General features: G+C 54.2%; 13 protein-coding genes. 5 read left to right on the forward strand and 8 right to left on the reverse strand.

Annotation, left to right across the window (positions count from 1 at the left end):
* Positions 1-157 precede the first annotated feature (157 nt).
* Both yhjD and ABGB15_RS01335 read right to left on the reverse strand, forming a co-directional pair.
* Complete coding sequence (gene yhjD / locus ABGB15_RS01330; RefSeq protein WP_152082621.1) at positions 158-1,183, reverse strand: inner membrane protein YhjD; 1,026 nt, start codon at positions 1,181-1,183, stop codon at positions 158-160.
* A gap of 50 nt (positions 1,184-1,233) precedes the next feature.
* Entirely contained in the window at positions 1,234-2,133 is a 900-nt protein-coding gene (locus tag ABGB15_RS01335; RefSeq protein ID WP_215723540.1) for a LysR family transcriptional regulator, read from the reverse strand.
* Positions 2,134-2,252: 119 nt separating this feature from the next.
* Here ABGB15_RS01335 and ABGB15_RS01340 point away from each other — a divergent pair, with 119 nt between their 5' ends.
* On the forward strand, positions 2,253-3,011 hold the full coding sequence (locus ABGB15_RS01340; RefSeq protein WP_152082619.1) for an SDR family NAD(P)-dependent oxidoreductase: 759 nt from the start codon (positions 2,253-2,255) through the stop codon (positions 3,009-3,011).
* 172 nt (positions 3,012-3,183) lie between these two features.
* Positions 3,184-3,789, forward strand: coding sequence for a response regulator transcription factor (locus ABGB15_RS01345; protein WP_215723539.1), 606 nt, complete (start codon positions 3,184-3,186; stop codon positions 3,787-3,789).
* Here ABGB15_RS01345 and ABGB15_RS01350 read toward each other — a convergent pair.
* Positions 3,768-4,106, reverse strand: a complete 339-nt coding sequence (locus ABGB15_RS01350) for a lysozyme (RefSeq protein ID WP_152082617.1) — start codon at positions 4,104-4,106, stop codon at positions 3,768-3,770. The genes ABGB15_RS01345 and ABGB15_RS01350 overlap by 22 nt on opposite strands.
* 283 nt (positions 4,107-4,389) lie before the next feature.
* Between ABGB15_RS01350 and ABGB15_RS01355 the strand changes: the two genes are divergently transcribed.
* Positions 4,390-5,979 carry an STY4199 family HEPN domain-containing protein gene (locus ABGB15_RS01355; protein ID WP_215723538.1) on the forward strand — a complete coding sequence of 530 codons (1,590 nt, stop codon included), beginning with the start codon at positions 4,390-4,392 and terminating at the stop codon, positions 5,977-5,979.
* Positions 5,980-5,986: 7 nt separating this feature from the next.
* On the opposite strand, the gene ABGB15_RS01360 is transcribed toward ABGB15_RS01355, so the two are convergent.
* From ABGB15_RS01360 to ABGB15_RS01375, 4 genes are all read right to left on the reverse strand, one after another.
* Entirely contained in the window at positions 5,987-7,636 is a 1,650-nt protein-coding gene (locus ABGB15_RS01360) for an alpha,alpha-trehalase (RefSeq protein ID WP_152082615.1), read from the reverse strand.
* Positions 7,637-8,294: 658 nt separating this feature from the next.
* Positions 8,295-8,933 (reverse strand): hypothetical protein, encoded by a 639-nt coding sequence (locus ABGB15_RS01365; RefSeq protein WP_369064095.1) that lies wholly within the window; start codon positions 8,931-8,933, stop codon positions 8,295-8,297.
* A 120-nt stretch (positions 8,934-9,053) separates the two neighbouring features.
* On the reverse strand, positions 9,054-10,406 hold the full coding sequence (gorA, locus tag ABGB15_RS01370) for a glutathione-disulfide reductase (protein WP_215723536.1): 1,353 nt from the start codon (positions 10,404-10,406) through the stop codon (positions 9,054-9,056).
* 71 nt (positions 10,407-10,477) lie between these two features.
* Positions 10,478-11,320, reverse strand: a complete 843-nt coding sequence (locus ABGB15_RS01375; RefSeq protein WP_215723535.1) for a 23S rRNA (adenine(2030)-N(6))-methyltransferase RlmJ — start codon at positions 11,318-11,320, stop codon at positions 10,478-10,480.
* 214 nt (positions 11,321-11,534) lie between these two features.
* Here ABGB15_RS01375 and prlC point away from each other — a divergent pair, with 214 nt between their 5' ends.
* Positions 11,535-13,577, forward strand: coding sequence for an oligopeptidase A (gene prlC, locus ABGB15_RS01380; protein ID WP_215723534.1), 2,043 nt, complete (start codon positions 11,535-11,537; stop codon positions 13,575-13,577).
* A gap of 7 nt (positions 13,578-13,584) precedes the next feature.
* Complete coding sequence (rsmJ, locus tag ABGB15_RS01385; protein WP_313327310.1) at positions 13,585-14,337, forward strand: 16S rRNA (guanine(1516)-N(2))-methyltransferase RsmJ; 753 nt, start codon at positions 13,585-13,587, stop codon at positions 14,335-14,337.
* 133 nt (positions 14,338-14,470) lie between these two features.
* Here the strand turns inward: rsmJ and uspA are convergent, their stop codons facing one another.
* Positions 14,471-14,908, reverse strand: coding sequence for a universal stress protein UspA (uspA, locus tag ABGB15_RS01390; RefSeq protein ID WP_003861223.1), 438 nt, complete (start codon positions 14,906-14,908; stop codon positions 14,471-14,473).
* Between the last annotated feature and the right edge of the window lie 261 nt (positions 14,909-15,169).

The raw sequence follows: 15,169 nt of genomic DNA on the forward strand, positions 1-15,169 counted from the left end.
CGGATAATATTTAGACCTGCAAAAACCCTTCTATGAAATGCTTCACACTTTTTAAATATCAGAGAATAAAACTGGTTTTTGGTTAAATAAAAGTTACGGACTGGATTTTAATGCTGAAAAGTTGGATCGGGCTGACGTTTTCAGCCCGACATAAGATTTAGCGGTGCGTTTTCCCCGGCATGCGCGGGTCATCTTTGTACTCGGCAGTGGCGATCCACGCGGCGCAGAACAGCGTCAGGCGGGCAAAGAAGTAGAAGAAGGCCATCAGCCCCAGCACCGAGCCAAACGCCGCTCCGGACGGAGATTTCACCAGCGACGGCAGGGTGTAGGTCATCACGATCTTGATCACTTCAAAGCCAATTGCCGCAATCAGCGTTCCGCGGATCAGCGCCTTCTTGCGCGGGCGATGACGCGGTAAACGCCAGAAGATCCAGAAGAACAGCAGGTAGTTCGCAAAGATGGATATTGCCAGCCCAATGCCGCGCCAGGCAGGTTTGAGCCACTCGATGTAATCGAGATAAAGCGCGGAGATAATCATCTGCTGCGCGGAACCGGCAACAGAGGTAATGGAAAGGGTGATGATCAGAGCCACGAGCAGACCAATCAGCGAAATAAAGTCGCGGAAATACTTAACCCAAATTTTCTCCTGGTCCTGCGGGGTACGCTCCCACACATCGCGTGACTGGGCGCGAATGGCTTCACGCAGGTTACCCATCCAGTTAACGCCGGAGTAGAGCGCGATCAGCAAACCGACGATACCGACGGTGGTACGCTGCTGCACGGCAGTATTGATGGTGCTTTTGAGCGTTGTGGCGAGCGTCGGGTCGCTGACGTTAGTCAGGATCTTATTGAAGATATCCTGCAGCAACGTCGGGTGCGACGCGAGGACAAAACCGGCCGCCGCGAACGACACCATCAGGATCGGGATCATCGATAAAAATGAGAAGTAGGTGATCGCCGCGCCGAACTGGTTACCCATACGGTCATTGAAGCGCTCAGTGGCGCGTATCAGGTGCGCAATCATGGGCAATTGCTGAATTTTTTCAGCCAGGGTGGTGGCTGTGTTCAGCGCTTTGCTGGCGGTTCCTGGCGATTTCACCTCTTCAGGCCCGGTTTCCATCTTTTTGATGGGATCGTAATCTAAATGTTGAGTTGGTCGTTGCGGGTTATTTTCCGGCGTCACGCGCATTTTCCTTTTCGTTGAGCTGGATGTTATTGAATTATAGCTCGCGGCTAGTCCACGTAATCTTTTGTGAGTTCGGTAAGCCATTCCATAAACAGATGAACCCGGCGAGAGAGGTTACGGCGATGCGGGTAAATCAACGACACGGGCATAGGTTCCGCGCGATATTGGGGCAAGACTTCAACCAGCTTCTTCGTGCGAAGAGAATCACGTACCCCGACGCGTGGCACCTGGATAATCCCCAGCCCGGCGATACAGGCCGCCTGGTAAGTCTCGGTGCTATTGACGGTTAAAACGCCACCGGTTTTAACCCACCGTGTGGTGCTGCCAGTGTAATACTCAAAGCCCTGGGGACGCGTTCCGAGGCTGGCGGAGTAGTGAATGACGGCGTGTGATCCCAAATCATCCAGTGTTTCCGGGTAACCAAAACGCGCCAGATAATCAGGGCTGGCGCAGTTTATTACCGACAATTTGCCGAGCGGACGGGCAATCAGCCCTGAGTCCTTCAACGTGCCCACACGCACAACACAGTCAAACCCTTCGCGAACCACATCGACCAGCCGGTCGCTGCTGCTCAGTTCCAGCTCAATACCGGGATACTGTTGTAAAAACGCCGGCAGTTTAGGGATGACTAAATTTCGCGCAACACCAACGGGCATATCCACGCGTAACCGCCCGCTGATGCTGGAGGGGTCGTGCTGGAACATACCATCCAGTTCGTCGAGGTTCGTCAGCAGATCTTTTGCGCGCTCGTAATAGACCATCCCGTCCTGCGTGAGGCTGACGCGGCGCGTGGTGCGGTGCAAAAGCTGCGTTCCCAGCTGGTTTTCCAGCGCCTGGATCTGACGCGAAACACTTCCTTTTGGCAGGCTTAATGTTTCCGCCGCGCGGGAAAAACTCTCCAGTTCCGCGACACGAATGAAGAGTTGCATTGCGTGAATTTTATCCATAGGCAAGGCTCATTGTTGCTTTAACTGAAACAGTGAAGCGTTTTTTACGCTATTTATTGATTTTCTATCATCTAATAAGCTCTTTCTCAATCTCCACAGCAGCCGAAACGAGGTTTCTTATGACTGAACGTATTGCATTAGTGACAGGTGGTAGCCGTGGCCTGGGTAAAAACGCGGTTTTGAAGCTGGCAGCGGAAGGGACAGGCATTATTCTGACGTATAACAGCAGCGAGCAGGAAGCGCTCGACGTTGTGCGTGAAATTCAGCAAAAAGGCGTGAAAGCGGCAGCATTACAGCTTAACGTCGGGAATATTGCCAGCTTCGATGCGTTTGCTAAAAACGTGCAGGAAACCCTTATGCGCGTCTGGCAGCGTGAGACGTTCGATTATTTATTGAACAATGCCGGAACCGGTTTATACGCCCCGTATACCGAGACCACGGAAGCCCAGTTTGATGAAGCGATGAACATTCATTTTAAAGGACCGTTTTTCCTGACGCAGCGCCTGTTGCCGATGATGAATGACGGTGGGCGTATCCTGAACGTCTCCAGCGGCCTGGCCCGCTTTACTCAACCTGGCTCCGGCACTTATGCGGCAATGAAAGGTGCGATGGAAGTGCTCACCCGCTATCAGGCGAAAGAGCTGGGCGCGCGCGGGATTTCGGTCAATATTATTGCGCCAGGCGCGATTGAAACCGATTTTGGTGGCGGACGGGTACGTGACAACGCGGAGCTTAACCAGTTGCTGGCCTCGCAAACGGCGCTGGGTCGTGTGGGCCTGCCTGACGATATCGGCGATGCCATTGCGGCGTTGCTCAGCGACAAGCTGGGCTGGATGAACGCACAACGTATTGAGGTTTCAGGCGGAATGTTCCTGTAACGTCAAATCTGAAGGGGAAGGAGCCTCTTCAGATAATCCTTAAGAGAGATATGTCGAAATCCTGGCAGATTAAAGATCGCTCGGTGATTTGTAACGTATCCGTTCATTGAGTTTTTTCTCAAAAAAGGCCTATGTAGAATCCCCCCTCGCTATTCTCAGAGGGAGAAAAACCATGCGAGTAATCATGTTTGACAGGCAGTCGATATTTATTCATGGAGCGAAACACAGTCTGCAGAAGTTAATTCCGGAAATAAATATGGCAGGGACAAGTCAGACTGATGACTTATGGGCGCTGCTCTCAGCATCACCTTCCGCTATCGTGATGATTGACGGGACATTACTGGAAGACAACGGCATGGTGATGCTGGAAGAGATGATGTCTCGCTTCCCGGCATTACGCGTGGTGATGATCCTGGCAAAAAAAGAGGCCAGGTGGGTTGAGCAGTTAATGCAGCGCAATGTGATGGCGATTGTGCCGCGTAATGCGAGCCCGGAGATGTTCTCTTCGGTTCTGGATTCCGTATCAAAAGGGATGGTCTGTTTTCCATGTGAGTGGTTAAGCATGGCTTCGTCGTCTCAGCAGGAGCTTTCCTCCCTGAGCGAACGCCAGCGAGAGGTGTTGAAATTACTGGCGGCCGGGGAATCAAATAAAGAGATTGGCCGCAATCTGAACATCAGTGCCGCAACGGTAAAAGCGCACCTTGAAGCGCTTTTCCGTCGGCTGGACGTCAAGAACCGAACCCAGGCGGCAATGTTCTACACGCGGGCCACAGCCTGAAGGAGCGCTTTTGGCAGTGGGGTTGTCACATCGAAATTGAATATTAATGCGACCAGCGTGTCGTGCTGCTGTTGGGTTAATGGTCGTGTAATATTTTCCCGCAGCAGTGCCTCGCAAAATTCAATATCGTCATATAACAAATATTCCGCCTGAACGGGGGTAATCACGCCGCGAAAAGTTTCCCACTGACGGATAACGTGGCCATAACCGATTACCCATAAACCGCTTTCATCCCGATATTTTTCCAGCGAAAGTCCTTGCTGTTTTTTAATTAACTCAATGGCAGCAGATGATGTCTTGAGCGTATGAAAGGTCATAATCGTTTCCTCTTAATTGCATTACTGTAGAGGAAAAGTTGTGCGAGAAATATCCGCCAAATGGCCGTAGATCGCCGTTTTTTCGCGAGGTGCGCCCGTTACGACTGCTGCCCTGGTGTGGCTGTAAAGCGAAGTGTTCAGATTCTCCTGAATCATTTTAAATCATTATAGAGTTGTCACTTTATTTCAACAGAAAGTCAGGTATGTTTAACCTCGTATAAATAAAAAGAAAAACGGCTGTCGGTGGCCATTTGGTTGTATTCGTTGTCTCTCAAGGAAAACAATGACGCTCAGCACATCGCATCATATCCGCGAGCAGTTTGAACACTGCCTGGCGGTTATTCGTCAGGCATCGGTGGAAATTTTACTTCTTCTGAATGTCCACGTTTCGGAAGGAAAAGATCCACGCTGGTTCCTGGAACAACTGGATAGCGCCCGCCTGGGGCTGGGCGGCTGGACAGCCGTTGCCAGACAGCTCAACCTGAACGATGCTGAAATGTCGGAGTTTACGCTCCAGCTGCGCTTGCTGCAGCAGCGCGTTCCGCAATATGAGAGTGGGCAGGATGTCAGTGAAAACCAGCTCATTGCGGCTATGCGTTTTGTCACCGCGCTGGAGCATCTGCGTCAGCAACAGCCGCTTCTGATGTACAGCACCGAACTGGCGTCGGGAAACGACATCCAACAGCAGCAGGCACACAAGCAGGTTCGTGCGATTGAGCTGATGCTTAAAGGGCTGATTCAACAGGCATGGCCTGACCCGACGCGGCTGAATAACCACCTGAAAACACTGTTTAATGCCGATCGCGTTCGCCGCTGGCTGAAATTGGGTGAAATCAATGATGTCCTGAGTGGCATGATGTTCAGCGAGCTGGCGCAGATGATCGTAGATAAAAAGGAGTTCAGCCGTTACTACGCCTCGTTGTTCAGTGACCCGAGCATGCTGACGCTGCTGGTGGAGCCGCGTAAAACCCTGCAAACTTTCCTTGATGACATCCGGCAAATCCGCAACTGCCTGACCGTGCAGCAATCTTTAAGCCCGGCTCAAATCCTGCTGCTGGATAGCTACTATTCGCAAATTACCCGCCCTGTGCAGCGTGCGTTTGAAGAGGGACGCACGCGTATTAACCCGGCGGGGCTGATGGCGGTAGATGCCAGCGAGCTGCATGCGTTCTGGGAAAAGGCGCAGAAAATGGACCGTGTGACCGGTGGCGATCTCTTTGAGGTGCGTGACACCATAGAGAAGCCGACCCAGCGCGCGGCCCGTACCCCAGAACAACGTGAACAGCTGATCTCCGGCGTGCTGTGGGGTGCCGTTGGCGTGATGGTTATCGCCATTGTGGTGGGGGGATTCTGGCTGGTGACCAGCAGTAAACCGCAACAGGCCGTCGCGAGTACGGCGCAACCCGCACAGCCGCAGGAGATGCGTGAAACGCCCTCCTCGCGAGAAACGCTGACGCGCATGGGCATCACCTGGGACGAGAATAACTTCCGTTCGGCCATTAACCGGAATGATACGCGCGTGGCGCTGTTGTTCCTGCAGGGGGGAATGGACTGGAAACTGTCATGGACAGAAGAGGCGATGTCGGCGGGCTTTGAGGGTGTGCTGGAGTTAATGCTGCGCTACCGCCAGCAGATGGTGGAGCAGAAACCGTGCCGTCGCTTTATCAACACGCTCAGCCACGCTATGTCTAACGGAGAGTCCCTTAATTCAATGCGTAAAGCGTATCTCAGGGAATTTTGTACTGTACCGGCGGTGGTGAAACGCCAGCAGCATGATGTGGAGATGGCGAAGCGCCGTGCGCAGGCGCAGCCCGATGCCAGCACAAAAAAATGGCAGTCCATCCAGACCGCCATTTATGAGGTCATTCGTTAGGGGGCGACTACGGCTCCCCGTACAGCCCAATCAATCGCCGTACCACGCCGTTGGTCCAGCCGAACCCGTCCTGCAGGGGATACTCCCCGCCGCCACCTTCCCGCGGCGTACTGCTGGCGATGTGATACTTCTCAATAAGTTTGTGGTGGGTTTTATAGAAATGATTCACCGTATGCAGCCAGCTCCAGGCGATCTCATCGCCCAGAGAGTCGTTGCCGTACTGCTTGAAACCCTGAATCGCCATCCACTGTAGCGGTGCCCAGCCGTTGGGTTTATCCCACTGTTCACCGGTCTCATACTCGGTAGCCAGAATACCGCCCGGCGTCAGCAGGCGTGCTTTGACGGCGTCAGACAGCTTCTCCGCCTGCTCATGCGTGGCCATGCCAACATACAGCGGTACAATGCTGGCGGCAGAGAAGAGTGCCAGTTCTTCGCGACGCCAGTCGTAATCCCGGTAACAGCCGTTCTCCTCATCCCACAGATAACGGTTTACTGCCGCACGTCGATCGGCGGCTTTCTGGCGGAACTGGTCGGCGGTCTCTTTATCCCCCTTTGAAGCCGAGATATTGGCAATCGCGCTCTCCAGCTTGAACAGGAAGGCGTTCAAATCAATGGGAATAAACTGGGTCGTGCGAATACTGGCGAGCCGCGACGGATCGCGTAGCCAGCGGGACGAGTAATCCCAGCCGGACGCCGCACCGGCGCGCAGATCGCGATAGACCTCATTCGGTGGACGGCCAGAGTGTCGCGCTGTTTCCACATCCTCAATCCAGGATTCATCGCGCGGGGTGTCACGATCATCCCAGTAACGGTTGAGCAACGAACCATCCGGCATACGGACTGCGCTACGGTACGCCTGGTTAAGTAGCAGCGACTCCGCACCGTCCATCCAGAAGGCGTACTCCATTTTCAGGTGATCGAGGTAGCGCTTCGCACCGCGCACGCCATCCTCTTCGAACAGCTCCACCATGAGCGCAAAGACCGGCGGCTGGGAACGGCTGAGATAATAGGTTCGGTTACCGTTCGGGATATGGCCGTAGCGCTCAATCAGCCACGCAAAATTATCCGCCATACACTTCAGCAGATCGTCCCGGCCACTCTCGGCCAGCCCCAGCATCGAGAAGTAGGAGTCCCAGTAATAGGTCTCGCTGAATCGTCCGCCAGGGACGATATAAGCCTGCGGCAATGCCAGCAGGGATGACCAGGGGATATGGTCCTGAGGCTCGCGCGTCAGCACCGGCCACAGGCTATCGATATGCTCTTTAAGCGACAGACCGGGATCGGAAACATACTCGGTGGAAAGCACCTCCGGTAACCAGAAGTGGTTTTCCACAAAGCGCGCCAGGTCGAAATCCCGATGACGGCGCACTTTGCGGTAGCGGATCAGGATATCCAGTGGGTCCATTTTCGGCGCGCAGTCAGGAAACGTTTTGCTGTCGGCAAACAACCGCGAGGACTGCACGTGCTCAAACAGTTCAAGGTAGCGATCGGCAGGGGTCAGGGCGTCGGAAGCGGGTAGACCCTCGATCATTTCCGGTTCCGGCTCTGCCTCGATCATTTCATCCAGTTTTAACTCGCAGGGATCGGTCTCGTAGCGCAGTTCTTCTGCAATCTCGAATTCGATGTTCTCGGCTGCCTGTAGTTTCTGGTTGAACATGGTAATAAGGACCTCCGGTTGTGTGTTCTAAAAGACAGGTTTTTCCGGGCGTCTTATAAGCGTAGACATTCGCTTCGGTGGATGTGGAGGGAAATGTGCGGTTGATCACGGTTTTCATGACGACGTCTAAGCGATCAAAATTAACTATCTGACTGATATTATTTATTAAAAATGCCTGGCAGCGGGTTGGGGCGCAAAACGAAATTCAGAGCATTCGTTTTGCAACCATTTATGAATATCCGGTTTATTGCATGAAAAGGCGAACAACGATTGTCATGTCATCATTGCGTAACGCCAGGTTCCCGAGATGTTCACGAAGCGAATCCTCAGAAAGGGTGTCAGGAAGTAATAACGGAAAATTACACCAAAAGCCATCGGTCGCCAGCATAACAGGCAGCGCCAGATCTAACTGCAATCGTTGATAATCTGGCTGTGTATATCGCTTCCCAATAAGACGTTGAAACAAGGTATTTCGTTCTGGCAAAGAACATACAGGTTGCTCTTCACGTATCCCGTTAGCCACAACCAGATTATACGGCAGATTGAGCCATTCAATGCTTCCATTCGCCAGGGTGCCAATCCGGCAATCTCCGGAATAAAAACAATGCTGTGTTACATTGTGGCGGTCGATAACCAGATTTGCTTAAGTTCTTCGAAATTAGATGTCGGCATGAAATAGTTTCTCCTCCAGCAGCTCCAGGGCTACTTTCATTTCTCTGGGATTGCCCAAACGTACCGCATCCATTAACGCGAGATATGCATAGAGTTCAGGATCTTGCTTTACTGCATATGGTACTGATTTGTAGAGAGGAGTAATCGCCTGGCCCATCTCCTTACCCAGTGGATCGGGCCAGACCATAATAAGTTCGCCGCCCGAAAGCAGCCTTCCGGATAAAATCGGCGCGGCAAAGGTTGTCGGAAGCCCTCTTTCAATGCGCCCTGGTTTAACAGGGAACACCAGCCGTAAACCGTATTTTATAAAATTGAATAAGACTTTCTTATTCACAGCAGGTTTGTTGCTGCTCCGATCGATTTTTATCAGGTTCACATCAAGGCAACGATAAAAACTATTATTGACTTCGCTTTTACTGAAGCCTAACGAATCGGAAAGTCCTCTGATTGTAAAAAGAAAGTCCAGATGCTTCTGCGCGGCGTTCAGCGAGTCAAAATAATGAGCATCAGGAAGGGGGGGGGTACAGGCAATGCTATCGTTATCTGAAGCAACCAACAGGTCACGAGCCGTCAGCCGCCCCAGACAGATAATTTTCGAAAGCAGGAGTAGGTCTTGCCCTTTCATATCGACTTTACGGCTCGCTGTCCACAAATTGCAATTTATGGACAAATCATTTCAGCATGATTTTAAAAAGTCAATAAATTTGTTACGGCCGAACTGCTCGTCATTTCGGCCGTAACACGATCAGCGCATTGTCACAAACTCTTCCGCCGCCGTTGGGTGGATTGCTACGGTGTTATCGAAGTCTTTCTTCGTCGCGCCCATCTTCAGCGCCACCGCGAAGCCCTGCAGGATTTCGTCCATGCCGAAGCCAATGCCGTGGATACCGACAATCTTCTCGTCCGGCCCAACGCATACCAGCTTCATGCGGCACGGCTGACGGTGGGAGGTGACGGCGGTATACATCGCGGTAAACGCCGATTTATACACTTTCACCTGGTCGTCGCCATACTGCTCGCGCGCCTGCGGCTCGGTTAAGCCAACGGTGCCGATTGGCGGGTGGCTGAAAACGACGGTCGGGATATTGCTGTAATCCAGATGTTCGTCCGGCTTGTTGTTAAACAGGCGCTCGGAAAGACGACGGCCCGCCGCAACGGCAACCGGGGTCAGCTCAACGGCACCGGTGTTATCACCGACGGCGTAAATGCCCGGTACGCTGGTGTTCTGGAACTTATCGACAACGATATAGCCTTTGTCGTTGGTTTTCACACCCGTCGCGGCCAGGTTGAAGTTGTCGGTTGCAGGTTCACGACCGATCGCCCAGATCAGGCAATCGACGGTCTGGCTGCGGCCATCTTCCAGCTCCAGTGTCAGGCTGCCGTCTGCATTTTTCACCACCGCTTTTGGCACGGCGTTAGTGTGCAGGGTTGGGCCTTCGGTGTTCATGACTTCGACAAGAGTGTCGACAATCAGCGGGTCAAAGCTACGCAGCGGCGCGTGTTTACGCACGAACAGGTGCGCTTCAGCGCCCAGGCCGTTAATCACGCCGGCCAGTTCAACTGCAATGTAACCTGCGCCCACTACGGCAACGCGCTTAGGTAAGGCAGGCAGCTCGAAGAAACCGTCGGAGTCGATACCGTATTCCACACCCGGAATGTCCGGATGGCTTGGACGGCCACCGGTGGCGATCAGGATATGATCGGCGGTGATCGTCTCGCCGTTCACTTCGATCGTTTTCGCATCCACGAAGCGGGCGAAACCATGAATGACGTCGACGTTATTCTTGCCCAGCACGTTGTCGTACGAGGTATGAATACGGTCGATGTAGGCGGTACGGCTGGCAATCAGCTTGTCCCAGTCGAAGTTATTGATCGTGGTATCAAAGCCGTAATCCGGGCCATACATATGAATCGCTTCGCGGATTTGCGCCGCGTGCCACATCACTTTCTTCGGTACACAACCCACGTTCACGCAGGTGCCGCCCAGCGCTTTGGCTTCAATCAGCGCACACTTCTGGCCGTACATGGCTGCACGGTTAATAGAGGCGATGCCGCCGCTGCCGCCACCAATGGCGATGTAGTCATAATGCTTGCTCATGGGTCTTATCCTTAATGTCTGATTGCCGCGATTGTATACCTGAAATCAATAGGTTCCATCAATGGCTGCGATTACTCAGGCACGATCCAGCTAACGGTTGCATGGCCTGTCCCGGCGGGTACAAGCGTTTTGTGCAGCCACGGCAGCACGTTGTTCATCTGCGCTTCGAGCTTCCACGGCGGGTTGATCACAATCATGCCGGAGGCCGTCATGCCGCGCTGGTCGCTGTCAGGGCGTACCGCCAGCTCAATCTGCAAAATTTTGCGGATACAGGTGGCTTCCAGATCTTTGATCATGCGTTTGATCTGCGCGCGCAGCACCACCGGATACCACAGTGCATAGGTGCCGGTTGCAAAGCGTTTATAGCCGTCGTTAATACCGGTCACCACCGCCTGATAGTCGGTTTTGATTTCGTAAGGCGGGTCGATCAGCACCAGACCACGGCGGGACACCGGTGGCAGTTTGGCTTTTAGCTGCTGGTAACCATCGGCTTTTTCCACACGGGCGCGGTTATCTTTCTGAAACTCAGAACGCAGCAGCGGGAAGTCGCTCGGGTGCAGTTCTGTCAGTTGCAGGCTGTCCTGCTCACGCAGCAGCTGGCGCGCAATTAATGGTGAGCCAGGGTAGTAGCGCAGCTGGCCGCTGCGGTTGAAATGCTTCACCACGCCGATGTACGGCTCCAGCTCGGCAGGCAGGTCGTCCTGTTGCCAGATGCGGGCGATGCCTTCAAGGTATTCACCAGTACGCTCAGCATGCTCGCCGCTCAGCTGATAACGGCCCGCGCCTGCGTGGGTGTCCAGGTAGAGAAACGGCTTATCTTTCTCTTTAAGCGCTTCAATGATCAGGCTCTGAACGGTGTGTTTAAGGACGTCGGCGTGGTTGCCAGCGTGGAAGCTGTGGCGATAACTAAGCATGGATGAATGTGTTCCAGGTAGTAAACGTAGGCCCGATAAGCGTAGCGCCATCGGGCAAAAATAGAGCGTATCGCCACAGTATACAGAAAAGTTTCCACGGCCGCGAAAGCGCAACGTCCGGCATTGAAATCCTCTACACTTAACCCCATTACTGAAAACAATATGCACAGCGCCGGATGCGCGCTTCATTCACTATTTCAACAGGACAGCGTTTATGACCAATCCATTACTGACGCCTTTTTCGTTGCCACCGTTTTCTAAAATCCTCCCTGAGCATGTGGTTCCAGCCGTTACCCAGTCGCTGGAAAATTGCCGCGCGGCGGTAGAAAGCGTAGTAGCGCAGGGCGCGCCGTACACCTGGGAAAATCTGTGTCAGCCGCTGGCCGAAGTGGACGACGTGCTGGGGCGCATCTTCTCTCCGGTGAGCCACCTGAACTCGGTGAAAAACAGCCCGGAACTGCGTGAAGCCTATGAGCAAACCCTGCCGCTGCTCTCTGAGTACAGCACCTGGGTGGGTCAGCACGAAGGGCTGTACAAAGCCTACCGCGACCTGCGCGACGGCGACCACTATGCCGAACTGAACACGGCGCAGAAAAAATCGGTTGATAACGCTCTGCGTGATTTCGAGCTGTCCGGGATTGGCCTGCCAAAAGAGAAGCAGACCCGCTACGGTGAAATCGCCGCGCGTCTGTCCGAGCTGGGCAATCAGTACAGCAACAATGTACTCGACGCCACCATGGGCTGGACGAAGCTGATTACCGACGAAGCTATGCTTTCCGGTATGCCGGAAAGCGCGCTGGCGGCGGCGAAAGCTCAGGCCGAAGCGAAAGAGCAGCAAGGTTTCCTGTTAACGCTGGACATTCCGAGCTACCTGCCGGTGATGACCTACTGCGACAACCAGGCGCTGCGTGAAGAGATGTACCGCGCCTACAGCACCCGCGCCTCCGATCAGGGGCCGAATGCGGGCAAATGGGACAACAGCCCGGTGATGGCCGAAATCCTCGCCCTGCGCCACGAGCTGGCACAGCTGCTGGGCTTCGACAGCTATGCTGATAAATCCCTCGCCACCAAAATGGCGGAAAACCCACAGCAGGTGCTCGACTTCCTGACCGACCTGGCGAAACGCGCCCGTCCGCAGGGTGAAAAAGAGCTGGCCCAGCTGCGCGCCTTCGCCAAAACGGAGTTCGGCGTGGACGAGCTGCAGCCGTGGGACATTGCCTACTACAGCGAAAAGCAGAAGCAGCATCTCTACAGCATCAGCGACGAGCAGCTGCGTCCGTACTTCCCGGAAAACAAAGCCGTTAACGGCCTGTTTGAAGTCGTGAAACGCATCTACGGCATCACCGCCAAAGAGCGGACCGATATCGACGTCTGGCACCCGGACGTGCGCTTCTTCGAGCTGTATGATGAGAAAAACGAACTGCGCGGCAGCTTCTATCTGGATCTCTACGCGCGTGAGAACAAACGCGGCGGGGCGTGGATGGACGACTGCGTCGGCCAGATGCGTAAAGCCGACGGTTCTCTGCAAAAGCCGGTCGCCTACCTGACCTGTAACTTCAACCGTCCGGTGAATGGCAAACCTGCGCTGTTCACGCACGACGAAGTGATCACTCTGTTCCACGAGTTCGGTCATGGCTTGCACCACATGCTGACCCGCATCGAAACCGCAGGCGTGGCCGGTATCAGCGGTGTGCCGTGGGATGCGGTCGAGCTGCCGAGCCAGTTTATGGAAAACTGGTGCTGGGAGCCGGACGCGCTGGCGTTTATCTCTGGCCACTATGAGACCGGCGAACCGCTGCCAAAAGAACTGCTGGATAAAATGCTGGCGGCGAAAAACTACCAGGCGGCGATGTTTATCCTGCGCCAGCTGGAGTTCGGCCTGTTCGATTTCCGTCTGCACGCCGAGTTCAGCCCGGAGCAGGGGGCGAAAATCCTCGAAACCCTGGCCGAGATTAAAAAGCAGGTTGCCGTGATCCCAGGTCCAACCTGGGGCCGTTTCCCGCACGCGTTCAGCCACATCTTTGCAGGCGGCTACGCGGCGGGCTACTACAGCTACCTGTGGGCCGACGTGCTGGCGGCGGATGCCTTCTCTCGCTTTGAAGAAGAGGGGATTTTCAACCGCGAAACCGGTCAGTCGTTCCTTGATAACATCCTGACCCGCGGCGGCTCCGAAGAGCCAATGGAGCTGTTCAAACGCTTCCGTGGCCGCGAACCGCAGCTGGATGCCATGCTTGAGCATTACGGGATCAAAGGCTGATTGTTACGTGAAGATCTGCTTAGTGGATGAAACAGGCACCGGAGACGGTGCCTTATCTGTTCTGGCCGCCCGCTGGGGGCTGGAGCACGATAAAGAGAATCTGATGGCGCTGGTGATGACTACAGCGCATCTTGAATTACGCAAGCGCGACGAACCGAAGCTCGGCGGGATTTTTGTCGACTTTGTGAGCGGAGCGATGGCGCACCGGCGCAAGTTTGGCGGCGGTCGCGGTGAAGCAGTCGCTAAAGCGGTCGGCATTAAGGGAAGTTATCTTCCGGATGTGGTGGATGCCACGGCGGGGCTGGGGCGCGATGCCTTTGTGCTGGCCTCGGTGGGCTGCCGCGTGCGGATGCTGGAGCGTAACCCGGTGGTGGCGGCACTGCTCGACGACGGTCTGACGCGCGGTTATGCGGACCCGGAAATCGGCCCGTGGTTGCAGGAGCGTTTGCAGCTGATCCATGCCTCAAGCCTGACGGCGTTAACGGATATCACGCCGCGCCCGCAGGTGGTTTATCTCGACCCGATGTTCCCGCATAAGCAGAAAAGCGCGCTGGTGAAGAAAGAGATGCGGGTGTTTCAGTCGCTGGTGGGGCCGGATCTTGACGCGGATGGACTGCTGGAGCCCGCTCGCCAGCTCGCGACGAAACGGGTTGTGGTGAAGCGGCCTGACTATGCGCCACCCCTGGCGGACGTTGCCACCACCAACGCGGTGACCACGAAAGGGCATCGGTTTGATATATATTCGGGGACGCCGGAATAGTGCGGTCTGATGCCCTCACCCTAACCCTCTCCCACAGGGAGAGGGAACAAACATTAAAAACGGCAACCCTGTTGCCGTTTTGCTTTTACCTTGTAGGCCCGGTAAGCGTTAGCGCCACCGGGCTTTTTTGCACTTACTCGTCTTCTTCGTCACGCAGTGGAACAATCAGCATATCCACGTGAACGGTGTTAATCAACTGGCGCGCGGAAGACATCAGCTTGCTCCAGAAGTCCTGGTGATGACCGCAAACCACCAGGTCCATGTCGTATTTCTTAATTGCATCAACCAGTACCTGGCCCAGATCGCCGCTGCCGCTTAAGGTTTCGGTGATCGGATAGCCCGCGTTGGTAGACAGTTCGCTCAGTGCGTGATGCGTCTCTTCGGAGATGCGTTTCTGCATATCGCCAAGGTTCACGTCGATCAGACCGGTGTAGAGGTCGGAGTAGTTCACATCAACGTGAATCAGCGAGACTTTCGCGTTGTAGGGACGTGCCATGGATACCGCTTTATCAACCAGCACTTTGCTCTCCGGAGAGAGGTCTACCGCGATGAGAATGTGTTTGTAAGCCATAGTGTTACTCCTTCCTTAAGTTATCGATGACTAAAAGAGAATGCCGTCGTCTGATACTTTCATTACGGCCCAGTTAAACATATTTTTCAAGCATTGGTGTTGATAACGATTAACCTTGTGGCAAAAAAATTAACGGATCTCCTACACTATTTAATGAGCCGTTCGGATATTAAAACGCGAACCGGATCGAATTTTAGTCATTCTTTCACTGAACTGTCTGTCAGGGCATTGGGGTGCGGTAGCTCAGAAGCCTTGCTTCGT

The sequence above is a fragment of the Enterobacter sp. MALB-1 genome, assembly GCF_041021625.1.
Lineage (GTDB): Bacteria > Pseudomonadota > Gammaproteobacteria > Enterobacterales > Enterobacteriaceae > Enterobacter > Enterobacter oligotrophicus.